We start from the raw sequence: 22,496 nt of genomic DNA, 5'->3' as shown, positions 1-22,496 counted from the left end.
TCAGCTATCAGTTATCAGCTATCAGCTTATGGGTTAGGTCCGATGCGTCGTTCGCACAGCGTGGCCAAACGCGCCCCGCGTGGCCTTTTGGCCAAGGCCAAAGCCTGTACCACAAGGCTGACCACTGACCGCTGACCACTGAACGCTGACCACTGACCGCTGACCACTGACCGCTGACCGCTGACTGCTAATGAAAAAGTAATACCAGAACTGGATAGCTAACTGCATAAGCTCAAAGCCCCTGCACCTATGGATTGTAGTAGGAACCTGTAGTAGGAACCTGTAGTAGGGACCTGCTCTGTTGCAGATTCGTAACGTTCACATAGGTCTAGAGGATGAATACTCAGGCAATACAGTTTAACGGTGTTCTCTTACAAGGGGTAGTAGAAGGATTAATGGATGGTGTCTTGATTTTGAACGCTCAGGGAGAGTTAGTTCATAGCAATTGCTATGGTCGCCTTCTTTGTGCTCAACTAGCAGTGGATAAGTCAAAATCTAACCTTGTTCCCAAAGAAATCAGGCGTGTTTGCCAAGCTGTGCTTGACAGCTGTGAGTTATATCCAAATCAGCCCATAGTTATCGAGTCTGAAATTATTACTGAGCCCTCAACATCTTTTCGGATTCGAGCCGTTAAGCTCACCTTAGACTCCTTTGAAAATCCCTGCATTTTAGTAACACTAGAAAATCACGATCAATATGCTGAGAGTTTTGCGATCGCAGAGGTTAATAAATATGACCTGACTCCTCGTGAGGCAGACGTTTGGTTACTGCGTCGTGCTGATTACAGCTATCAGGAGATTGCTGATGAATTGCGCATTACTCTTAATACGGTTAAGAAGCACTTGAAAAATATTTATGCTAAAATAAAGTTTTACCAATTGAAACAGGAATTTTTAGAGGCAAATTAAATTAGTTATTTATATAGCAAAGGGAGTAGGGAGTAGGGAGTAGGGAGTAGGGAGTAGGGAGTAGGGAGTAGGGAGTCAGGGTAATAAAAATGTTTGTAACTATACCCAATTATCGAAAACTACTTCTTCGCTCTCCCCACAGTACCCACACTAACCCCTCTCCCCACACTCTTGCCCCTGTTCCCTATTCCCTATTCCCTATTCCCTATTCATACATGCCAGCATTTTGCCTTATTATTCATTAATTAATTACTGATTACCAAAAATCCAATGATAAAATGGACTAAACAAGCTATTCACAAAAAGTTCCAGTTCGCAAGCTGCTACTAAATCTGTCTTGAGGTGTTGGCGATATCTAATCAGATGAAGCATAGTCTTGCGCAAATCATTGATTAGGTAAACTAGAATCATGAAAGGCTTTTGCCAATGTTGAAAGCGCAACATGCGAGTGGGATACCGACTTAACCCCACGCCTCGGAATAATTTCAATAAATAGTCTTTTTCCAAACGCCATTTTGGGATTTGATGCTCAATACACATTTGAGGGTTATGCCAAATTTTCCAACCGGCTTTTTGAATATAGGATAAAGTTTCTATATCTTCTCCTTTAGCAGATAGGGATGTCGCACACACTCCCTTGAGCCAAGGCTGTTCAGGCACATTATTTAACCAGGCTTGCTTACGAATCACTAACCCCGCACCGACAGGAAATACCCCTTGACTAGGCTGATAACAAAATGGTTCTTGACCTCGTTCTATGATAGCGAGGAAACAAGCAATTCGCTGAAAATTTTTCGGTGGTTTAACTTCATAGTTTCCATAAATTTGACTACCATAAGCCCCAGCTTGGGGATGGGAATGACCAAAATTATAAGCAGCACTAACCCAATCAGAAGTAGGTAGATTATCATCATCTAAAAAACCAACATACTCACCTTTAGACTCCTGGATAGCACGGCGTCGAGCAAATGCTATCCCCTGTTTTGGTTCAAAGTAATATCGAATAGGATAAGCTCCTGGATGGGATTGATACTCCTCAACAATTTTGCTGGTATTATCAGTGCTGTTATTGTCAATAATCAGAATTTCCCAAGCAAAATGGTCGGTTTTAATTTGATACAGTAATCGTTTTAAAACCTGAGGTAGACGAGTTTCGCCGTTATAGGTACAGATAGCAACTGTGAAATCAATCATGGGTAGTCAACCGCTAGAATCACTACATTACTAAGCCTTTCAAGGAAAATTGACGGTTAACAGTAACCTGTCAACCGTCAACATTAAACTTTCAACTTTCAACCTACCCTTCACCGAAGGCCAAAGGCGAACAACATTTTAGAATTTAGAATTTAGAATGCGCGAATTTAGGGCGTTGCACATTTTTGGGATGATACCATTTTTTGCACATAACTAAAAGTGGCTTATAGTCTACAGTTCAAACTTCGGTAAATAGGTACATCATCCCGTTATTGTGCAACGCCGAATGTAGAATATAGAATTCTACATTCGGCATTCTGACAGACAACCTACCCTACACCGAATACGGGGCGAACAACCTTCAACATTAAACCTTCAACATTAAACCTTCAACATTAAACCTTCAACATTAAACCTTACACCTTCAACTGCTCTACCTTAAGCAATCAATACAAAAGTCGTAGCAGCATTATCGATCAGAGTTTCAGCCTGGACATGATTCAGGATTGCCAAGGTTTCATCACCGAAGCTAATCACAGCGTTGTTGCCTTCCTGAGTAACAGATAACTGACCAAAGGTTAACCCGTCTACTAAACCGATCAAGTCTTCACTGACTTGGAAATCCACAATTGTATCAGTTCCTTCACCAGCGGCTAAGATGAAGGTATCACTACCATCACCACCAGAGCCATTATCACCAAATAGGGTATCATTGCCAAGACCACCCCGCAGTAGGTCATCCCCAGCATCACCCCAAATTTGATCATCACCCTTCTGACCAAACAGGGAATCATGACCGGCTTTTCCACCAATGCGATCGCTTCCAGCACCCCCGTAAATTACATCATCCCCTCCAAGGGTATTGTTAGAGGAACGGCTGTTGAAGTCACCTCGTAATATATCATCTCCATTACCCCCAAAGATAGTATCATTACCATTACCACCAGCAACTAGATCATTTCCAGCTCCAGCAATGATTGTCTCATCAGCTTCGGTGCCAACTAGTTCATCATCTAATGGGGTTCCCGGACCGGGGTTAACTGAAAAGACAGTAATGGTTTTACTGTCTTCTTGAGCCACTACCAGCAGGGGTTCACCATTGGGGCTGTCTTCTACAGGAATAAATGTTAGCCCCTCAGGCTCACGGTCTACTGGATCATCTGGATTGCCACCATTATCATTGGGCAGATATTGGACAAATTCAGGAGCCGTGGGATTGGTGACATCGTAGACAATCACGCCACCTATTCGTTCGAGGCCGATAAAAGTGTAAGTGCGATCATTAATGACCCCGGTGACAATTCCTTCCGGTTCTGGTCCTTGATTGTCACTGCGGTCGTCAAAAGTATCAGGAGTGCCGCTAGAATTAAATAGTTCAGGAACTTGCTGAGCTGTAATTCGTTCAAAGTCATCACCACTATCAAACACTAGGTTGCCAAACTGATCCCAAATTGATAAGGAGCGCCCACCGTAGGAGAATAGCTGGTCGTAATCACCATCATTATCCAAATCCCCATCAATGGTAGATACTCTCAAACGACCTAGTTGAGACTCTTGTTGTAGGGTTTCAGCATCTGGAAAAGCCTCTGGGTCGAGGGTCAAGTTTGCAATCCGTTCCTCTTCATCCCTGATATCCCCTTCATTGGCAGTGACGTAGTAGGTTTGACCGTTTGCCTCAAAGGATGCGATCGCATCTGGTTGGTATAGACCGAAAACCGGCCAATTTTGGATGTTGATGGCATCATCTTTATTACTGGCATCCAGGGCATTGTTCTGACCCAGGTCGATCAGACCTAACACCACAGGAGTTGGATTGGGGTTCAGAGGAACCGAGCCATCCACCGGAATCTGCTGATCGAGTACTCCAAAGTCATTGTCATTGAGTACAGCCAGTTTGCCATCATCCAGTAGCGCTAGACCTTCTGGTTTATCACCAGCGAGATACCCAATGGAAGGCAGGTTTGTTACTTTAATCTTATTGACCGCCTGAATTCCAAGAGCATCTAGGTCATCCGCACTCAGCTGCTCCAGAGTAGAGCCAGTAGGTAGTGTAGGCGCATCGGGAGCAAGCAAATTAGTGGCTTTTGTAAGGTCTATTTGGAAGATAAACTTCTTTGCTGTATCACCAACTGCCGAATCTCGCTCAATGACAAATAATTTCCCATCCTCAGCGTATACCGCATCACCAATCTTATCTACTCGTCCCCCACTACGTAAAGCAGGGTCTTCGAGCAAGTAAACATACTCGGCAACAGCATTACCTGTGGTAGTATCAATTCCGAGAATGCGAATCACATCCGAGCTATCAGAGGTAGCAGGGTCTGGATTCTGTAAAGGAGTTTGAATAAAGGCGTAGAGGATATTCTGATCTCGATCCAGAGCTACGGCCTCAAAGCCACGGTTAAGGCGGCGATTGGCGTACTCCTCAGGTAAGGACTCAGTGCCAAAGGTTCCCGCTACTGCACCAGCCAAGGCAGCTGTTCCTTGGGCAACAAAGCGGTCAATCAAGACACCATTGGTATCAAAGTGGTAGATAGCTGGACGGTACTCATCCACCATCCAGAAGGTGCCATCAGCAGCGATTACTAACCCTTCCAGGTCAGCACCAAACTCATCTAAGGGCAGCAAATTGCCAGATAAGTCTACTGGTTCTTCATCCACCCCTGCAATATTGGGTAGTCCTGTGATTGGTGTGGTGCTATCTTGACGGGTCAAGAAAATGGTTTCGGTAATGCCGATCTCCCCAGAGCTGGGATTTAACTCAAAGCGGATCACGCGAGCTTGGTAATCTGGTAAGGCAAAGGGTCGTTCTTTACTCCCATCCCCATCCACATCAGTAGGTTCGCCATGAGGTCCCCGGTCTGGAACCGTGACAAACTTCAAGTTGCCAGTTGCTGGATCTGTCCCTTCGTAGAATAAGCCAGACAGTCCGCCCAGTTTAATCTCCTGACCCCCTTCGGTAGTACCAAGTACAGGCAAGTCATTAAACTCAAATAGCTCTAGGCTGGGCTGACCTTGGCTGTGGTCTTTCACACCCAAAGGCAGGATATCAACCACTGTAGCCGACTCCAGGTCTACCACCCCAAAGGCATTGTTTTCCTGGAGGTTGACAAAGGCTGTAGTACCATCGCTTGAGACAGCAATGAACTCTGGTTCCACATCCTGAGCAACAGTCTTGTCTGGGAAAATACGTACACCCTTTGCCCGGAATTCCGCTTCACGACCATTGAAGGCGCTGAAGTCTGCTGTGGCGACATTGTCTTGGGTTAGAGTTGCTATCCCACTCGACACATCAATAATACTGATCGATCCTTCAGGATCAATGCCATCATCCGCTACTCCTTCATTAGCAACCAGTATTTTGGTGCCATCAGGGGTAAAGGTGAGCATATCGGGTAGGGGCCCCGCTTGCACTACCTTCAGGGCATTGGGGTCAGCTGGATTGTTCCGAAACGCAGCAATATCTATAATTGCTACCTTACCTGGATCAGTAGAGGTGCTAGCTTCTAACGCTAGCGCCAGTAAACCATTGCTATAGGCTACGCTATTTGCTCCATCAATGTCAGGTATCAAAGAAGCCAAATCAATGGGTGGTATTACCTCAGTTGGATTGGTGGGATCACTGAGGTCTAGCACTTGCACCTCAGTTCCACCAGATACTACAAATAACTCTTGAGATATGGGGTCGTAGGCGGTAATTTCAGCCCCCATCTCACTAGAAAAGCTGCCAATTTTATTTAATATATCTGCCACAAATTTCTCCTAGGTAGTAGATGGCGAGTACCTATATCAGTTATTAGCTATCAACTTATTGAAAGTTTTATAGCAATAATTATGTACTTACAACCCTTAGCAAAATGCCTAAATTTTCGTTGATACCAAAGAATTAAGCTGATTTATGCTCCCTTAAGTATTAGGGATTTTCATAAAATTAATAGGTAGTTTATTAGCGTTACTTATAACGTTTTTTTTTAGTAAATTTACTTAAGTTTAACTGTTTACAATCAACAGTTAAACGTCAGCCTATTACGTTTATTTTCTACCTACCTACTTAGTGAGGGGTTGTGTCTTTACTCTACAGCTAGTGTTAACAATTAACCTGTCTTGATGCAGTCGCTCATGGGGGGAACCCCCAAGACCGCGCTGCATCGCTTAACCTTGAGATAGTGTGGCGATGGCTGAATAACGCAAATCATGATAATAACAAGATAACAGCAAGATAAAACTAAGCAATCTGTGCTGTGCGTGAAGGTTATCGGCTAAGCTATTTGCTCAATTTAATCTTCGTTCGCGAACGGAACAATGAACCTTCCATTGAGTCTGAACCAATTCAAAAAAAAACAGCTAATGGAATTACCCACTGATACTAGCCTGATGACTAGCATGATCATAGTTATTACCTTGACTCCATCTAGGTATGAGGATTTAACTTGATAATCCAGCCACATCAAGACGGACTTTATTTATCTAGTTACCCATAACCTTTGTATGGAGGTCAAGGTAGTCTACCTAAGCCGATGTTAGATTCATTATCAAGTAGATTTTACCCTTTTCCTGTCTTGATGCAAAGCGCGAGTGGGGGAAACCCCCAAGACCGTAATGGTGCGCTTGACCCGTAATTAAATTCGCGTGATTGTCGCACCTCTGCATCGGTGATGTCATTGAAATCACTAGTTCAGCAACAGCGACTTAAGGGTTTATTGAATTTTACTGTCTTAGATTTGATACTCTCCGATTAGCAAACTAAATCCAAATCATTTGTCTTTGATCTAAGCAACTGGGCTATAGATGCCCGCTGGCTAAGCACCGTTTTCATAAATGACCAAAGCTATGTGGGTAGCTTTAACCTCTAAGTCGATCCTATCGGTCAGACTATTTGAGCCATAGGTTACTTGACTCAATAGCTTTTTGGTTTTAACTAAAACTATACTATAAAAGAGTCTGCTCTAGTAACCTTTACAGAATCTTACAGAATTTGGCCTGTTTGTTACCTCAGGTTTACTTGAAATTTACATGAGTAGCTACCGATTTAGCCTTGAATTCACAATCGGGTAGGTGTAGTGTCTTACCCTCTGGGGCGAAGCTCTTCACACTACCTTCTCCCCTTACTAATCCCGATTAAGAATTAAATTCACCACGGGTCGCACCTGAAAACGATGCAGCAAGGAAACCGGAAGTTTCCCGCACTCGCGCTTTGCATAATACACTGAGATGCACTCTCCTAATCCTAAGATATTAACCTTCAATTAAACCCTCTAAAATTTAGGAGGATAAATTCAGACTATTTGATTCATATTAATTTAAATTTATAATTATTATTATGATGATTGTTTAAAAATAAATTCTAGCTATTCCACGTTGTCTATGATTCAGTCACTAGTTTTATAAGGGAGCAGGGAACAGGTAAGTCAAGTCCCGCTTACCGTAGGTCACGCTGCTTAACGCGCTCCAATTCAAAGTTCAAAATTATTAATTCAAAATAATTCGGACACTTCTATATTTTTAATTTTTAATTTTTAATTTTTAATTTTTAATTTTTAATTACCCGGGGGGCTTGTACCCAGAATTAAAAAATTGCCAAATTAAGGCCGTAGGCCACGCTGCGCGAACGGATTTTATTTATTTTGAAGTTTGAAGTTTGAATTTTGAATTACCACTAGGGGTCAGGAGAGGTAATTATTATAATGTCTCGATAATTACCCTTAATACAAATCTCCCCTACTCCCTACTCCCTACTCCCTACTCCCTAATTTTAGAATTGCTATAAGATAACGAAATCCCTTTCAGCAAGGGTTGTTATTCCTAACACTACTGCTAGGGTTTCATCTCCAACATTGATTAGAGAATTATTACTATCGGAGGTGATAGACACTTCACCAAAGCCCAAACCATTGCCTAAACCAATGAAGTCAGTGCCCAGCTCGAAGTCTGTGATGGTGTCAGTACCTTCCCCAATCTCTAGGACAAAGGTATCACTGCCACTACCATTAGAGAAGTTATCTCCAGTCAGAGTATCATTACCCAGACCACCAGTTAATAAATCATCCCCAGCATCACCCCAGAGTTGATCATCTCCTCGGCCACCATAGAGGAAGTCATTACCAGATTTCCCGCCAATGCGATCGCTTCCTGAACCACCGTAGATAATATCATCACCACCAGCCTTACCACCTGCTGACTTGCTATTGCTATCTCCGCGCAGGATATCATCGCCATTGCCACCAAATAGGATATCATTACCCAATCCCCCAGCAATGGTATCATTTCCATCAAAGCCATTGATCAGATCAGCATCAACAGTTCCAATCAACTGGTCATCCCCTTGAGTACCGTTAATCTCGGAAGTGGTTTCTACTATTGCTGTCGGGGATTGAATAGTATCCAGGTCTAACCCAAATCCTAGGAATTGGGTAATCTGGCTGTCATTGAAATTGTTATCGCTAGCAACAATTAGGGATTGTCTGCCATCAGATAAGGTTGGACCAAATGCGATCGCTTCACTATTGTCCAGACGAATGCCTAAGTCATCGAAATCCAACAGTAACCGTTTCTCAGCAACTTGCTCAACCTCTAACAGTCCACTATCTGGGTCAGTGGGGTCCCTCAATAGGTTATCAACATCACTGATATCTGTAGCGCCTTGCAGCCGGACTTCATATAGCCTAAGATTATTACCGACACCAACTGCAAAGGATCGCTCTAGGGCTAGTAAAGTCCCAGTATTATCTAGCGCTAGTAATTCTACTAAACCATTGTCAGCAAAACTACCAGGAGGGTCAGGCTGATTGGGAATGGTGTCAGTGAAGTAGAGGAATTCTTGAGCCGGTGCCCCAGTTTGCAAATCGTACTGTAAAATCCGAACAGGGCTTTCATCTTCTAGTGTCGAAGCCGGGCCATCCTGAATCAGAGCATTCTCTACTGCGGTATAAAGGAAGCGCTCATCTGGAGTAATGGTCAGACTTTCAAAGGCACGATTGTTACCAAAAATTTTGGGTAATCGCGCCCCTAGAGACGCGCGCCTTAGAATAGTGGAGCCTTTATAGGGGACTGGCTATGAAAAAAAGGTTAAAACTTATTAAATAAGGCTCCACTATTCTTACGGTAACTTTAAATCCTTATAGGACGGCTTTCTTTTTAAGTTAAAACTTGACAGTTTTCACGAAGCGTGTTAGTTTATAAAAATAACATAAAACAATTAATACTCTAGATAAACATGATCTTAAAATAAGTAGATGATGTAAAAAATAAGCTAAGATATCAGCTTATTGCATAATCAAATCTAACGATTTTGATATCTACGAAAACATAAGATAAAGAAAAAGTTTATCTAACTTGTTAAGTATATTAGGTACGGTGGGGCACACCGAAACCTAGGTCATAGACCAAGTACGCTTGTGGAGAGGAGACCTCTATTTTTTCTGGCTCCGGCCTGGTTAAACAAGTCACCTCATTGAAGCAAGAATCCCCGTCCTTCCAGGGCGGGGAGTGTCAAGAATGCCCTTTGTTGCATCTGAGGTAGGTAAAAACTTATCCGGTACCGTCAGCTGATTGAACTCTTGTCCTGCTAGAGAGAATTCATTGACGAAGGGATTAAGAAGATTGTTAGCATCCCCTTCAGAGGAGATAAACAAGGTTCCAGTACTAGTCAAGGCAATGCCTTCTGGATCAATAGCCCGTTCTGGGAAAGCCTCACCGCTAGCATTCCGTAGAGTAGTGACACCTGTAAACCCGACATCACCGTCGTCTAGACTACCATCACTTAAATCAATATGAATGCTATAGAAACGAGCGGGAGCATTTTCGCTGCGGTCATCAGACAGACCATAGTAGACACCATTAGCAGGATCGTAGGCTAAACCAGAGATACCACCAACTTCTGTATTCTCAAACTGCAATCCAGTATTCAAACTAACCTCTCCAAGGAAGTTAATACCAGTGACAACCTTGGAGTTACTATCTACCACTGTCGGCTCTACCTCAACATCAACATATAGTGACAGCTCCTACACTGACCTTGCAGGTTCAGTGTAGGCTTCCCAGCCAATCCGGGTATCCCTTAGGAGGCGCTGGGCTTTAAGAACGGACTGCCCTTCCGCTCTATTTTTAATATTTATTGCTGCATTATGATCTCTGTCCAAACTGCAACCGCAGTGAGGACAATCATGCCACCGAACGTGCAGCTTTTTAGGGACTTTTTTGCCACAACTGGAACAATTCTGTGAAGTATTCTGAGCACTTACTGGAATCGCTAACAAGCCAGCATTTGCGGCTTTGCTTGCCAGGATTGTCAGGAAGCTAGACCACCCAGCGTCCAATACAGATTTAGCCAATCGGGATAAGACAAGTCCCTTTACGTTTAATTTTTCGTGAGCAATTACATCGTATTTTGACAGCAAATATTTTGCTGTCTTAAAATGAAAGTCTTTTCGCTTGTCCGATACTTTTTTGTGCTGCTTTCCAAGTTGTTTGATAGCTTTGAGTCTATTTTTTCCTCCTTTTTTTCGTCGAGATACTCTCTTCTGGATGACTTTTAGCCTTTTCTGAGACCGTCGATAATATTGAGGAATGCTTACTGTTTCCCCTTCAGAAGTGGTCAAAAATTCTTTAAGGCCAACATCAATCCCAATTATAGATTCAGGGTTAATGTCGGGCTTAACCTCGGGAACAGTCTTATCTTCTAGAGACAATACCAGATAATAACCATCACACTTTTTTGTTATTGAAGCTGTCTTTATCTTAAAGCCATTCGGGGTAGCTGACGCTTCGCGAACAGGGATAGGGCGGTGTAATATAATCTTTACCTTACCTATTTTGGGAAGGTTGATTAAATTCCCTTCTAGACACCCTTCTTTTATTTGAGGGTAAGTGAAAGTACGATAGCGGTGCCTTTTTTTGAACCTAGGTCTTCCGCTTCGTTTACCGTTACTATCTCCTTTTATAAACCGATCGAAAGTTAGTTTTACTCTCTTTACTACATCCTGTAGTACTTGAGAATGAATCTCTTTATACCAGGGATGAGTTTTTTTGAGATTTGGTAAAGTCTTTTTCTGAGAGTAGTAATCTGGATTGTTTCTTAATTCTGCAATATGACAAACGAGAGGACAAGCATTGATTGAGCAGCGATTTTGCTCATACCAAGAAAATCGCTCAGCCAATAAATAATTATATTGAGCACAAAGCATTGAGAGCCAATGATCTATTTTTTCTTTTTGATCTTTTGTTGGCTTTAGCCGGTACTGATATGCAATTCTCACCCTTGCTTGTCCTCTTATCTATCGACCTAGTAATATTATAGTTAACATACAGCCATTTGTAAAGTCACAATTAAAAATAAAAAGTTAACAATCTCGATTACAGATTTTGAGAAAAGACAGTTAGCACAAGAGGCAGAGCGACGCGGAATGACTCAATCAGAGTTGATAAGGAGCTTGATAGCTCGCTTTCGGGACCCAAAAGACTCTGTGCAAAATTCATCCCACACCTATGCTGCGCATTAGGATGTGGGGCTTCTTTTGCCGGACAGCTAAACGGTGATCAGAACTGGGAAAGGGAAAATCACCCACTAGCTCAAAGGAAGGGTCATCACTTTTCGGCCAGAAAACCGTTGCTTCAGTGATAGTGAGATTTTGAGAAGGCAACCTCACGGGGTGACAAGCTAATTGAAAATCTTACAGGGGTTAGGTTTTACAAGATGTTATCCTGCAATGGCAGCACAATTAATAGTTATGGCACTTATCGTTGGGTGTTGGGCATCGAGTCAAATCGAGATAGTCCTTGATTTGATAAGTAAGCTTTTTTTACCCAAAGTTGTGCAACCATCTCAGCACGGGATGAAACTTTCAGCTTCCGAAACATTCGCTTGAGAGCTTGCTTCACGGCATTCTCTGTAATCCAAAGTTCAGTCCCAATTTCTGCGTTAGTGCGTCCCAATGCAACTAATTCGGCAATTTGCAATTCACGAGGCGTTAAGCGTTCGCTTTTGAAAGATTGGTGCTGGGAGCGCACGGTTGTAGCCCAAACAGACAAGTGCAAACTGACTGCACTCATATCCGCTAGATTCTGTGTATTGAAAGCAGGCATTGACCGTTCACGAGTGCAGCCTACGGCACCTACTAATTGACCACTGCTGATGATTGGTCCTGCCATCACATGCCAATGATCTGGCCGAGGACAAATCAAGGCCCAAACCTTGGGTGATGTTACCAATGATTCATGGGTAGGAGCGTGATGCTCAACGATATAGCGTAAAACAGGGTTATGGTCGATAGATAGGGCGATTTTTAGGGATTCCTTAAGCTTTTGATTAACTGGAGGCAATTGATCGAAGAAAAAAATGCCCCATCGCTTTGCCACAAAATGCTCACCAATTTTTGGGACAATGCGCGATCGCAAGTCTGCTTCATCCTTGACCTGATGAATGGCTTGAAATAAAAACTGCAAGGAACTAGTCATGACCGTGATCACCAAAAGTGTACTCGATCGGGTACTGGGCAAGCTAAACTGCCTTCCCTAATATTAGCTTTAGCGTCAATATTAGGAGAAAACCGATGTCTCAATACGCTCACCCTGAAGTTTTGGTCAATACACAATGGCTGATGGATCATCTAGAAGATCCGATGGTGCGTGTGGTTGAAGTTGATATGAGTCCAGAATCTTACAAAGATACTCATATTCCGGGGGCTATTTTCTGGCATTTCCCCACTGATCTCTCCATGCCCGACTTCGGAATGAATTTAGATCCCACTGCGATTGAGGAACTGTTGTCGCGCTCAGGAATTTCCCAAGAAACGACTGTCATTGCCTATGGTAGTTACCCAGGCACAGGAGCTTTTATTTTCTGGTTTCTGAAGCTCTTTGGACATCAAAAAGTGTATGTCCTTAACGGTGGTCATCAGAAATGGGTGGCAGAAGGTCGTCCAGTAACATCAGACTTGTCAAACTTTCCGCCCACCTCTTATCAAGCAACCTCTCCCAATCCTGACTTACGAGTTTTCCAGGCAGAGGTGCAAGCATCTTTAGAGAAAACGGATTGTGTGGTGCTAGATGTGCGGACTCCTCAAGAGTATTCTGGTGAGATATTTATGATCAAGCCGCCAGAAGGAGCTGAACGTGGAGGGCATATTCCAGGTGCGGTGCATCTTGAGTATACTCATACCTTGAATGAGGACGGTACATTTAAGTCAGTAGAAGAGTTACATGGTCTTTACAGCAGCCGAGGTGTTACAGCTGACAAAGAAATTTTTCCTTATTGCGCGATTGGTGCACGCTCTGGGTACACTTGGTTCGTCTTGAAGTATTTACTCGGCTATCCCAAAGTAAGAAATTATGATGGATCGTGGAATGAGTGGAGCCGTCTACCTCATGGGCTGATTGAGCAGTAAAAAAAATACCAATTAAAGTAGGGTGGGCAAATTTATATGATCTAGAATACTCACCCATAACCAAACGGTTTTTGCCCACCCTACAAGCTCCCTGATTGAGCGGTAAAAAAAATACCAATTAAAGTAGGGTGGGCAAATTTATATGATCTAGAATACTCACCCATAACCAAACGGTTTTTGCCCACCCTACAAGCTTTGGCTGACTCACTGAGCACTCAATTGTGAAAATGCAATAGTTTGTCATAACCCTTTTATTCCATTAAACTCATTAATCCCAGTTGACCCTACTGCTTGACATTGCGATAATGCAATAGTTTTTCAGTACCCTTTTATCCCACTACTCTCATTAAATTACGGTCGATGCCTGGTATTACCCAGGGCACCTCCGCTCCAAAACCGTGCGTGAAAGTTTCCCCTCACACGGCTCCTAGGTATTTTTTTGGCTCCAGTGTATTTGTTGGTGGCAACTCTGGTGAACTGCCATAAGGTTATTCTCCTTTTGGTTGCTATGGTTCCCGTCTATATGATGGAGGTGAATCCGTTCATCGTTTATGAAACCTAACCCACAATGTCCACAGGAATGGTTTTGCCGTTTTAAGGCTCTGGATGTCGCGTTATCGTATAATTTGGAGTTTCTCTTACTCCAGTAAACAATGTCACCATCATATGGAGACTTTGTACCCCTGACATTTACGTGTTGATTTTGTTCATACCCTACAGCCGGAAAACCTTTCTTGCATAGTTCATTGGCTCTGCACCGGTTCACTTTCTTTTCCTTTCGGAATTTACGATTTGCGGTTTTATTTATAAACCATAAACTATCTCTAGAACTGTTCATATCACAGCTTTTGTGGTAATTCCTCCATCCACGAACGATTGGCGCTAATCTTTTTGCTTTTTCTTCGGCTCCATAATTCGAGCTGTTTACCACGGTTTTAATCTTCTTTCGTATATTCCGATGGTTGTCCACTGAGGGAATGCATCGGAATTTTCCGTTTTTCTGGACACGGAAGTTCCATCCCAGGAGACGAAACCTTAGAATAAAGAAGCCTTAATTAATAATTTTTAACCCTTTTTTGCATAGTCTGTCTCCTGTAAAGGCTTCTTTATTCTTACGGTAACTTCATAGGAAGTCAAATCCGTCTGTCGTATTGGTTATCTTGGTCTTTTCTTCACTGATTTCCATTCCCCGGTCTGCGAGAAAGGTTTTAATTTTCTCTAGGATTTTTTCTGCGTTGTCTTTAGGCTTGAGGATTACTACCATGTCATCGGCGTATCTTATACACCTGTTTTTTGGGTTTATTTCCTCTATTCCGTCTAGTGCAATATTGGCTAGAAGTGGGCTGACTACACCTCCTTGGGGTGTTCCTTGCTCTGGGAATTCCGGATTGATGCCTGCTTTTAGACATCTGAATATCCCCTGTTTCAGACCCGCAGGTGCTAGCAATCTATCCATGATTGAGCTGTGGGATATGCGGTCAAAACACTTCTTTATGTCTACTTCTATTATTCTTTTCTTGATGCCTTTTTGTTTTGAACTCAGGTTTAAGAACAGTAGTTTTTGTGCGTCTTGGGCACATCTACCTGTTCTGAATCCATAACTATAGGCACTGAACGTTGCTTCGTGGGCAGGTTCGAGAGCGAATTTTGCGAGACATTGCCATGCTCTATCCCGGATTGTTGGTACTTTCAGCATTCTTGTACCTCCGTTTTTCTTGGCTATGGGGATTTCCCTTAGGCCGAGGTGCGTCCAATTTTCCGCACTAGATACTAGCTTTTTAAGTACCTCGAACCTTTCTTTGTAGGTTAGGTGTGATTTTCCGTCTACTCCGGCGGTTCTTTTTCCGGTGTTGAGCTGTGTCACTTGACGGATGGCCAGCAGTTGTGCAGAACGGGATTTCAATATCAGTTTCTGAAGTGACCGAGCTTTCCTCAGGTTTCCAGCTTGAACTGCTTTATAAACTCTTCTTTGCAGGCGAAAAAGGTTCCGGCGGAGTTTTTTCCACTTTTGACTTTTCCAGAGGTCACTATATCTATTAGACATGTGTCTACCCATACTCTGTTAGGATTTGTTTATCTTGATACCCGTAGCCAGTTTCCGACTACATCTTACCCGACAGTAGGGATTAGGCTTGGCATAGCTTACCGAGGATTCGACTATTTCCTCAGACCTATTCGTGCTGTCGTTTTTACTCGTTCCGTCTATCAGATTGTTTTGACGATTTAGGGCAATCCATTTTGCCTATCCTCTCCTCGAAAGTTACAGATACCGTGGGAATTGTTCTGTGAGGATTAGAGGATGCATTCGCACATTGTTTTCCAGATTGTGGTAGGGCCATTAGACACTTTTTCAGGATTTTTGCTACTGTTACCCATGTCGTCTCCCCTTTAGCGGTAGTGTGGCTAATCTGTTTCACCTCTAATTCCGCCCTGGTGCCAGCTTCACTCTGCAAGGTTGCCGCCTGCTCGGTGTGGCCAAGATAGGGAGTCACTTGCTTTCTCAAGGGATGGGTTTTCACCATCATCCGAAGGACAGTTAGGATTTTGAGGTTATGCCTCGCGAATCCCCCTAGTCATACCTCTCCTGTTTCAGGAGGTTCCTCCTAGGAACGAGCCGCACTCCCACTAATCCCTTCAAAATTGTGAAAATGTCTTGATGCAGTCGCTCATGGGGGGGACCCCCAAGACCGCGCTGCATCGCTGCAATAGTTTTACCAAATGCTGGCATTTTCAGAAAACGTGTGTTAAAGTAATGATATCGTTAAAGCAATGGTTTAGTCGCCATGATGATTTCCACCGCACAAGCCGCTGAATTACTAGGTGTTTCTGCCACTCGCGTCCGTTACCTTCTGGGCAAGGGCAGAGTTAAAGGGGCTTATAAGGTGGGGAGAACTTGGGTGATTCCGTTGTTTGATGGTATGCCGGTGGTCACCCCTGGCACTCGCGGACCAAAACGGAACTGGTCAAAGCGTACAAATTACACCAAGACCGTGATTCATGTTAACCAGAGGGTGATTCGCAACAATCTCAAGACGGGGGACCGGAATCCTGTGATTACGGTGAAGCGAGGCTCTAAAAATGTTTACGGTCATACGGTGGAGGTCAATGGCCCCTGTCGGGTGATGTATCGTCCAGATGATCCCCTCAAGTGTGGAGCACGGGTCTGGATTGAGACTATTTCTGATTTTGAGGTGATTTCAGCGTGATGGGTCAGCTGTTCAGTATTGAGATTGGGATACCTAAATTGCTCAAAGGGAACAGTAGGGTCCGTAGGGTGCGTTAGGGACGCGATCGCATTCATTTTCCGCCTTTGAGCCCCTCAACCGGTCCCGTAACGCACCACCCAAGAGCTTGCAGTCATTTTCTGCCTCAAGCGCCATTGTTGGGACAGCCCGGCCTAAAATTGCAACAGGCAATATGCCCGTTCCACTTAATTAGACCCATCAAACACTGGTATGCCATCATTTGACGATTCTGCCGGTGCAGGTGCTGGCAGTTGAGGGCTAGTGTCAGGAAAACGTTCACCACTAGTCTTCGGTTGGGCTTGTGGTTTGGTAAAAATAAATTCCCTGCTGGGAGTAGGTGGTGAGGGTTGAGGGCTACTCCTCCACTGTGGCGCTACAGTCTTAGCAGTAGCACCATAGGTAAGATAGATGTGACCTAATTGTCTGCCTTGATAGACACGTTTGGTAAATCGCCAACCAGGATCAAGAAAGATTTTGAGAAAGCCATTAGCCAAACCTCTGGTGCGCCCAAGCTCGATGTCTGGGGCATTGCGGTCAATGCGGTGACTCCCTACTAATACCAATTCTCCATTCCGCTTAACCACTCTGAGCATATAGTCTAGGCCGAAGTCTTGACTATCGACCCGCATAGAATAGCCGTTGCTATCTGTACTGCGCCCACAAATTCCTGTAAAGTCAAAGTTGAGCAGCAGAGGCTCTACTACAACTGGGTTAGTGCCACGTTCACGCCAGCACGCTTGCCAGTTTGCAATCTGCTCAATGACTAGTAATTGATATTGGTTGTAGCCAAAAGGGGCAGCTACTGCAATAAAATTGTTTTCGTTAACTTCGATGTTGCCAAAGGTATTCGCTGCTGCTGGATTGATAGCGCCTAAGGTAAGGCAAGAAGCTGTAGTGATTGCAGTAGCTGCTAGCCAGGGTGATGTGTTCATGGGTTTTACCGTTCCTAAGTTAGACCATTCCCAGTAGACGCTAGCACTAAAGAATTTGCTCCCCTAGTGATACAGTCAAATTATATCAACTCGGCTTGATGAAGAATATCGTAGGAAAAGAGAAAAGGTCAGCTATTAGCGGTCAGTGGTCAGTGGTCAGCCGTCAGTGGTCAGCCGTCAGCGGTCAGCCGTCAGTAGTCAGTAATCAGCAGTCAGCGGTGGCACAGGCTTCCAGCCTGTGACCTAAAGTCAGTGGTCAGCTTGTTTTATTCAAAAGCTGTTCAGTGTAGCTTAGCCTACTACGAATGGCTGTTCCCGTAGCGCTTAAGCTGATAGCTGATAGCTGACCGCTGACCGCTGATCGCTGACAACTGACCGCTGACCACTGATAGCTGATAGCTGATAGCTTACGTTACTCGTTAATCGTCACTTTCACCATTTGAACAGGGGTTTTGGGGCGATCACCACGTACAGTAGGGGTGGTTTGAATCTTTTGCACCACATCGATACCCTCAGTCACTCTACCAAAAACCGGGTGCTTCGAGGGGCCTGGAGAAAACCAATCGAGATAGGAATTGTCCCGTGTATTGATGAAAAACTGGCAACTACCGCTATTGGGAGCACCGGTATTTGCCATAGATAACGTACCTGGTTCATTGGAAATTTTGCCATTGTCCGGGTGCTCATCCTTGATGCAGCCGTCAGGACCATTCCCGGTACCGGCGCGAGGACTATTGGGATCCTTGCTATAGGGACAGCCAAACTGAATCATGAAGTTATTAATCACCCGGTGAAAATGAAGACCATCATAGAAACCAGACTGGGCTAGTTTAATGAAATTACCGGCTGTCTCTGGCATCACATCGGTGAACAATTCCACGGTAATGGTGCCTAAAGATGTTTCTAGGGTTGCGGTTGGGTTTGCCATCTATATTTCTCAGTTAATGAGAGTTTTGTTAACACTCAACCAGGATACAGCAGGGAGTCGGGAATCGGGAGTGGGGAATCGGGAATCGGGAATCGGGAATCGGGAGTCGGGAGGTAAGCTATCAGCTATTAGCTATCAGGTATCAGCTTATGGGCAGGCTACTTGAGGTGCTTTTGAATAAGCGATGCAGCGGGTTAGGTCACAGGCTGGAAGCCTGTGCCACGGCTGACTGCTGACCGCTGACCGCTGACCGCTGACTACTCCCTACTCCCTACTCCCGGTTCCCGGTTCCCGGTTCCCTGTTCCCTTTGTTGAAACTACCTAACAATTTCACTAAACGACCTCTTACCGATCCTCTGGGGTGATGGTTTAATGTCAGGAGGAAGAGATTGCACCACTCCCCATTTAGTTACTAATTCTTTTAGCAGCATCTCTTGTTGAGTCCGGTATTTGGTATAGTCTCCCCCTGAATTCATCACAGCAAACCAAACAGTGCCATAGGTTTGAGTTGGTAAGGCTCCGGCTAAGGTACTAACATAATTCAAACTACCGGATTTAACTACTGCTAAGTTAGGCAATGGACGTTCATTTAATATACCTTTGTCTTGTCCTACGATGGCAAATACATCAGCAACGGTCATGTTGTATTGCTGAAGATAGCGCTCAATGGCGAGAAATACAGCAGTGACAGCCCGAGGAGACATGCGATTTTCTTCACCTAAACCAGACCCATTGATTAAGCTAATTTCTGATTGGGGTACTCCCGCTGCTTCTGCTGCTTTGCGGGCTACCACCTTGGCACCACCAGCGGTATTCGCTAGCATTTCTGCCATTTTATTATTACTGTAGCGATTCATTTTCTTCAGCAGTTCCGCCAGGGGAAAGGAATACTGGCGCACTAGGGGCTGTAGATTGTCAGGGGGTGAAGCTACTACTTGCACAGAGCCTGCGATCGCAATTTCTGGTCTAGGGGTACCCGGGGGTAAGGTCTGATACTGAGTTTCTGCTGCTGGTGGCCAACTCTTACCATTCAAGCCTTGCTTGAGCAGAGTGCCAGCTTTGAGGGGTAAGGTCTCGAAATTCATATAAAACTTACCCACAATCACCAAATTACCGGTTACTTGCTTGATACCTAACTGATTTAACTGGTTGCCTACTACTATGGCTTCTTCCCAAACAAAAAACGGGTCTTCTGACCCTTCAACCACTAGGTCTCCCTGTAGCACCCCGTTCTCAATCGGTCCGGTGGCGCTAAATTTAGTAATGAATTGGTGGTCAGGACCAAGAGTAGAAAGAGCCGCTAGTGTAGTTGCTGCTTTGGTAAGGGATGCTGCTGGTAAGGGAATAGTGCCTTGGTGATTAGCTAAGAGGGTATCTCCTGATTCGATCCATATGCCTTGATTGGTCTTAGTCATCCCTTTGGCCGATAATCCTTTCAGGTATTGGTCAACACTCTGTTGGCTTCCTGGATTAGGATTCGTTTCCGCAACGGTTAGGGGTTGATCAGGCTTTTCGATCACCTTTAGTGCATTCTCTGGTTCTGACGAGTTCGAAGCATCTGGATCAGGAGATGGCGATACACCCTTAGGGGAATCCGCCCCATTACATCCAATTAGTAGTGCTAGGAGTAGTGTAGATAGTGTAGCAGTTACATATTTATATAGCATTTTTAGTTTAGTTGTGAACATACTCCTTTAGGCAAGAGGCAAGAGGCAAGAGGCAAAAGGCAAGAGGCAAAAGGCAAGGGTGTATCTCACTTTTGTAAATTTTGCGTAGGGTGCGTTAGGGGTGGGCTCGCCCTGATTTTCTACCTCTTCGCCACCATTGAAATAGCCCACCCCGTAACGCACCACCGAGTCAAACAGCAAAAATGAGATGCACCCAAAGGCAAGAGGCAAAAGGCAAGAGGCAAGAGGCAAGAGTAACCCACCCCTAACCCCTCCCAGGAGGGGAAATAGCTCCAGAGTTTTATAGGAAAATAAAAAAAGACCTTCTTAGTTTACATCTCGAATACAAATTTTATCCCATTGCAAAATATATCATGAAACCAAATCCTTATTTAGGATAAGACCAAAAAATCCTCCAAGCTCTTTCCTGCTTTTGCCTTTCGCCTCTTGCCTTTTGCCTTTTGCCTTTTGCCTTTTGCCTTTTGCCTTTAATCTTAGTTTCACATTTAAACTGAAAATGCTATATCGTTTCTTCTAACTGTTTAAGCTTCAAATTTACTTCCAAATCATCCCGTCCTACAATAGTTTCTATGTTACCGAGGCGTTCTTCTATTTGTTGAACTTGATTAGGAAGAAGGGTTTTATCGGACTTGTTATGAGAGTGCCAAACAAAAGCGGTGCTAGTTGCTGCGCCCCCGATCACAATCATCGGTATGGCTAACTTATATTTACCTGGGGCAAAAATCATACAAATGGCTAACATTCCAGTAGCATAAGACCAAATTTGTTTGGTGGTCATCGCACGGATATTAAGAGATTTCTCGAATTCGGATTGTGGTTGATAAGTCATAGTTTAATAAAGGGAATAGGGAGTAGGGAATAGGGAATCGGGAGTGTGGAACAGGCATCTTGCCTGTATCGGGCATCTTGGTGGAATAGGCATCTTGCCTGTATCGGGCATCTTGGTGGAATAGGCATCTTGCCTGTATCGGGCATCTTGGTGGAATGGGCATCTTGCCTGTATCGGGCATCTTGGTGGAATGGGCATCTTGCCTGTATCGGGCATCTTGGTGGAACGGGCATCTTGCCTGTTACAATTCCCAGGCGGGCAGGATGCCCATTCTACTGATATTGATCGGAAGATTCAGCAATGACTTAAGCTGATAGCTGATAGCTGATAGCTGATAGCTGATAGCTGACCGCTGACGGCTGACCGCTTACATCCCATCACCTATTACTAATCTTTCAAGAGTTCTGATCCATGGTCAGTAATATTTTCAAGACTCCCCGCTGCTGGGCATGGTTAAAGGCGGTTAACCCTTCTTCAACTGGGTAATGAGCTTGGATTAGGTAGTTGACATTTACTTTATCTTGTGCTAATAAATCAATGGCTGGTTTAAAGGGACCGCAACGGGAACCGATTAGAGTAATTTCGTCTACTACCAGAGACGAGGCATCAAAGGTTAGGTTGCCAGCATAGGTACTTTTTAGTACCAGGGTACCTCGTGGGCGCAAGGCTCGACGGGCAAGGGCAAAGCCTTCGGGGTTGCCAGTACACTCCACTGAGATATCGAAACTACCGTTAGTGATGGCATCGGCAAAGCCTACCTTAATTCCTCTGGCTTCTAAATTGGCCAATTTCTCGTGATGACGGCCAATCACAAGCAAATTGCAGCCAGTTAGGGCTAGGGTTTGTGCCACCAGTTGTCCCAGCTTACCGTCTCCGACTACTAACACCTGGTGATCGGGACGCACCCTCACTTGTTCCTGAATTTCCATAGCAGCAGCCAACGGCTCAGTAAAGGTGGCGGCATCAGTAGAAATAGTATCGGGTAAGGGATGTAAGTTTTTTACTGGCAAGGTCAGATAGTCAGCAAAGGCTCCGTTACGGTTAACAATACCTAAGACAGTACGGTTTTGGCAGTGAGTGGGTTGTCCACTTCTACAAAATCGACACTCACCACAGGCCGCATTAATTTCTCCCACCACCCGCTGGTTGACTAAATTATCTGGTCCATCTTCCACAACACCAACAAATTCATGACCTAAGATGCCTTTGTAGGGGTAATAGCCTCGGATTAATTCTAAATCCGTGTTGCATATCCCCGCACGCAACACCCGCACTAAGGCTTCATCAGAAGGTGGTGATGGCACAGGTAGGTCAGTGCGCACTTGCAGTTGCTGGTTTTCGAGCCAGAGTCCTTTCATTGTTGGTTGTTGTGACAAGATTGAGAAATTAGT

General features: G+C 44.3%; 25 protein-coding genes and 1 pseudogene. 8 read left to right on the top strand and 18 right to left on the bottom strand.

Annotated elements, in window-relative coordinates; translation table 11 throughout:
- Positions 1-33: 33 nt before the first annotated feature.
- The gene (locus BJP34_RS42880) at positions 34-228 is read right to left on the bottom strand and encodes a hypothetical protein (RefSeq protein WP_158517118.1); all 195 of its coding nucleotides are present in this window, start codon (positions 226-228) and stop codon (positions 34-36) included.
- 107 nt (positions 229-335) lie between these two features.
- Here BJP34_RS42880 and BJP34_RS10210 point away from each other — a divergent pair, with 107 nt between their 5' ends.
- Positions 336-908 carry a helix-turn-helix transcriptional regulator gene (locus tag BJP34_RS10210; RefSeq protein ID WP_070392254.1) on the top strand — a complete coding sequence of 191 codons (573 nt, stop codon included), beginning with the start codon at positions 336-338 and terminating at the stop codon, positions 906-908.
- A 249-nt stretch (positions 909-1,157) separates the two neighbouring features.
- Here the strand turns inward: BJP34_RS10210 and hpsE are convergent, their stop codons facing one another.
- Together hpsE and BJP34_RS10200 are read right to left on the bottom strand one after the other, a co-directional pair.
- Entirely contained in the window at positions 1,158-2,102 is a 945-nt protein-coding gene (hpsE, locus tag BJP34_RS10205) for a hormogonium polysaccharide biosynthesis glycosyltransferase HpsE (RefSeq protein WP_070392253.1), read from the bottom strand.
- 438 nt (positions 2,103-2,540) lie between these two features.
- Complete coding sequence (locus BJP34_RS10200; protein WP_070392252.1) at positions 2,541-5,855, bottom strand: choice-of-anchor I family protein; 3,315 nt, start codon at positions 5,853-5,855, stop codon at positions 2,541-2,543.
- Between the two features lie 1,885 nt (positions 5,856-7,740).
- Here BJP34_RS10200 and BJP34_RS48635 point away from each other — a divergent pair.
- A complete protein-coding gene (locus BJP34_RS48635; RefSeq protein WP_267876528.1) occupies positions 7,741-7,869 on the top strand; it encodes a hypothetical protein in 129 nt (42 codons plus the stop codon).
- Here BJP34_RS48635 and BJP34_RS10195 read toward each other — a convergent pair.
- The 3 genes from BJP34_RS10195 to BJP34_RS10185 form a co-directional block, all read right to left on the bottom strand.
- Positions 7,864-9,090, bottom strand: a complete 1,227-nt coding sequence (locus BJP34_RS10195) for an esterase-like activity of phytase family protein (protein WP_267876608.1) — start codon at positions 9,088-9,090, stop codon at positions 7,864-7,866. The two genes, BJP34_RS48635 and BJP34_RS10195, sit on opposite strands and share 6 nt — an antisense overlap.
- Before the next feature lie 454 nt (positions 9,091-9,544).
- Positions 9,545-10,066, bottom strand: a complete 522-nt coding sequence (locus BJP34_RS10190) for an esterase-like activity of phytase family protein (protein ID WP_070392251.1) — start codon at positions 10,064-10,066, stop codon at positions 9,545-9,547.
- A gap of 39 nt (positions 10,067-10,105) precedes the next feature.
- The gene (locus BJP34_RS10185; RefSeq protein WP_070392250.1) at positions 10,106-11,356 is read right to left on the bottom strand and encodes an RNA-guided endonuclease InsQ/TnpB family protein; all 1,251 of its coding nucleotides are present in this window, start codon (positions 11,354-11,356) and stop codon (positions 10,106-10,108) included.
- Positions 11,357-11,410: 54 nt separating this feature from the next.
- Here BJP34_RS10185 and BJP34_RS50365 point away from each other — a divergent pair, with 54 nt between their 5' ends.
- Positions 11,411-11,599, top strand: a complete 189-nt coding sequence (locus tag BJP34_RS50365) for a CopG family transcriptional regulator (RefSeq protein ID WP_418904156.1) — start codon at positions 11,411-11,413, stop codon at positions 11,597-11,599.
- Between the two features lie 235 nt (positions 11,600-11,834).
- On the opposite strand, the gene BJP34_RS10180 is transcribed toward BJP34_RS50365, so the two are convergent.
- Positions 11,835-12,554 carry a LuxR C-terminal-related transcriptional regulator gene (locus BJP34_RS10180; RefSeq protein WP_070392249.1) on the bottom strand — a complete coding sequence of 240 codons (720 nt, stop codon included), beginning with the start codon at positions 12,552-12,554 and terminating at the stop codon, positions 11,835-11,837.
- A 95-nt stretch (positions 12,555-12,649) separates the two neighbouring features.
- On the opposite strand from BJP34_RS10180, the gene BJP34_RS10175 reads away from it, so the two are divergent.
- Entirely contained in the window at positions 12,650-13,483 is an 834-nt protein-coding gene (locus BJP34_RS10175) for a sulfurtransferase (RefSeq protein ID WP_070392248.1), read from the top strand.
- Between the two features lie 427 nt (positions 13,484-13,910).
- On the opposite strand, the gene BJP34_RS49995 is transcribed toward BJP34_RS10175, so the two are convergent.
- The 4 genes and pseudogenes from BJP34_RS49995 to BJP34_RS10160 all read right to left on the bottom strand — a co-directional run bounded on the left by BJP34_RS49995 (position 13,911) and on the right by BJP34_RS10160 (position 16,008).
- A complete protein-coding gene (locus tag BJP34_RS49995; RefSeq protein WP_324611106.1) occupies positions 13,911-14,249 on the bottom strand; it encodes an HNH endonuclease in 339 nt (112 codons plus the stop codon).
- Positions 14,250-14,270: 21 nt separating this feature from the next.
- A pseudogene (locus BJP34_RS49990) lies at positions 14,271-14,453 on the bottom strand (group II intron maturase-specific domain-containing protein); the annotation flags it as partial.
- A gap of 153 nt (positions 14,454-14,606) precedes the next feature.
- On the bottom strand, positions 14,607-15,527 hold the full coding sequence (locus tag BJP34_RS46365; RefSeq protein ID WP_324611080.1) for a reverse transcriptase domain-containing protein: 921 nt from the start codon (positions 15,525-15,527) through the stop codon (positions 14,607-14,609).
- Between the two features lie 145 nt (positions 15,528-15,672).
- Positions 15,673-16,008 carry a hypothetical protein gene (locus BJP34_RS10160; RefSeq protein ID WP_070392247.1) on the bottom strand — a complete coding sequence of 112 codons (336 nt, stop codon included), beginning with the start codon at positions 16,006-16,008 and terminating at the stop codon, positions 15,673-15,675.
- A gap of 131 nt (positions 16,009-16,139) precedes the next feature.
- Here BJP34_RS10160 and BJP34_RS42875 point away from each other — a divergent pair, with 131 nt between their 5' ends.
- The gene (locus tag BJP34_RS42875) at positions 16,140-16,295 is read left to right on the top strand and encodes a hypothetical protein (protein ID WP_158517117.1); all 156 of its coding nucleotides are present in this window, start codon (positions 16,140-16,142) and stop codon (positions 16,293-16,295) included.
- Positions 16,267-16,689: a helix-turn-helix domain-containing protein gene (locus tag BJP34_RS10155; RefSeq protein ID WP_070392246.1), complete on the top strand. Its 423-nt coding sequence runs from the start codon at positions 16,267-16,269 to the stop codon at positions 16,687-16,689. The genes BJP34_RS42875 and BJP34_RS10155 overlap by 29 nt, the downstream gene beginning before the upstream one ends.
- Before the next feature lie 224 nt (positions 16,690-16,913).
- Here BJP34_RS10155 and BJP34_RS10150 read toward each other — a convergent pair whose 3' ends face one another.
- Positions 16,914-17,660 carry a DUF3747 domain-containing protein gene (locus BJP34_RS10150; RefSeq protein ID WP_070392245.1) on the bottom strand — a complete coding sequence of 249 codons (747 nt, stop codon included), beginning with the start codon at positions 17,658-17,660 and terminating at the stop codon, positions 16,914-16,916.
- A 98-nt stretch (positions 17,661-17,758) separates the two neighbouring features.
- On the opposite strand from BJP34_RS10150, the gene BJP34_RS45515 reads away from it, so the two are divergent.
- On the top strand, positions 17,759-17,902 hold the full coding sequence (locus BJP34_RS45515) for a hypothetical protein (protein ID WP_168166502.1): 144 nt from the start codon (positions 17,759-17,761) through the stop codon (positions 17,900-17,902).
- Between the two features lie 170 nt (positions 17,903-18,072).
- Here BJP34_RS45515 and BJP34_RS10145 read toward each other — a convergent pair whose 3' ends face one another.
- Positions 18,073-18,588: a peptidylprolyl isomerase gene (locus tag BJP34_RS10145; RefSeq protein ID WP_070392244.1), complete on the bottom strand. Its 516-nt coding sequence runs from the start codon at positions 18,586-18,588 to the stop codon at positions 18,073-18,075.
- Between the two features lie 16 nt (positions 18,589-18,604).
- Here BJP34_RS10145 and BJP34_RS42870 point away from each other — a divergent pair, with 16 nt between their 5' ends.
- The gene (locus BJP34_RS42870; protein ID WP_158517116.1) at positions 18,605-18,754 is read left to right on the top strand and encodes a hypothetical protein; all 150 of its coding nucleotides are present in this window, start codon (positions 18,605-18,607) and stop codon (positions 18,752-18,754) included.
- Positions 18,755-18,905: 151 nt separating this feature from the next.
- On the opposite strand, the gene BJP34_RS10140 is transcribed toward BJP34_RS42870, so the two are convergent.
- From BJP34_RS10140 to BJP34_RS10130, 5 genes are all read right to left on the bottom strand, one after another.
- Positions 18,906-20,276: a D-alanyl-D-alanine carboxypeptidase gene (locus BJP34_RS10140; RefSeq protein WP_083305085.1), complete on the bottom strand. Its 1,371-nt coding sequence runs from the start codon at positions 20,274-20,276 to the stop codon at positions 18,906-18,908.
- A 6-nt stretch (positions 20,277-20,282) separates the two neighbouring features.
- Positions 20,283-20,507 carry a hypothetical protein gene (locus BJP34_RS39230; protein WP_149030889.1) on the bottom strand — a complete coding sequence of 75 codons (225 nt, stop codon included), beginning with the start codon at positions 20,505-20,507 and terminating at the stop codon, positions 20,283-20,285.
- A gap of 268 nt (positions 20,508-20,775) precedes the next feature.
- Positions 20,776-21,105, bottom strand: coding sequence for a hypothetical protein (locus tag BJP34_RS10135; RefSeq protein ID WP_070392243.1), 330 nt, complete (start codon positions 21,103-21,105; stop codon positions 20,776-20,778).
- Positions 21,102-21,338: a hypothetical protein gene (locus tag BJP34_RS39225; RefSeq protein WP_149030888.1), complete on the bottom strand. Its 237-nt coding sequence runs from the start codon at positions 21,336-21,338 to the stop codon at positions 21,102-21,104. The genes BJP34_RS10135 and BJP34_RS39225 overlap by 4 nt, the downstream gene beginning before the upstream one ends.
- A 162-nt stretch (positions 21,339-21,500) precedes the next feature.
- Positions 21,501-22,463 carry an MDR/zinc-dependent alcohol dehydrogenase-like family protein gene (locus BJP34_RS10130; RefSeq protein ID WP_070392242.1) on the bottom strand — a complete coding sequence of 321 codons (963 nt, stop codon included), beginning with the start codon at positions 22,461-22,463 and terminating at the stop codon, positions 21,501-21,503.
- Between the last annotated feature and the right edge of the window lie 33 nt (positions 22,464-22,496).

It is taken from the genome of Moorena producens PAL-8-15-08-1 (assembly GCF_001767235.1).
GTDB classification, from domain to species: Bacteria; Cyanobacteriota; Cyanobacteriia; order Cyanobacteriales; family Coleofasciculaceae; genus Moorena; species Moorena producens_A.
This window is presented reverse-complemented; position numbering and strand designations above follow the sequence as displayed.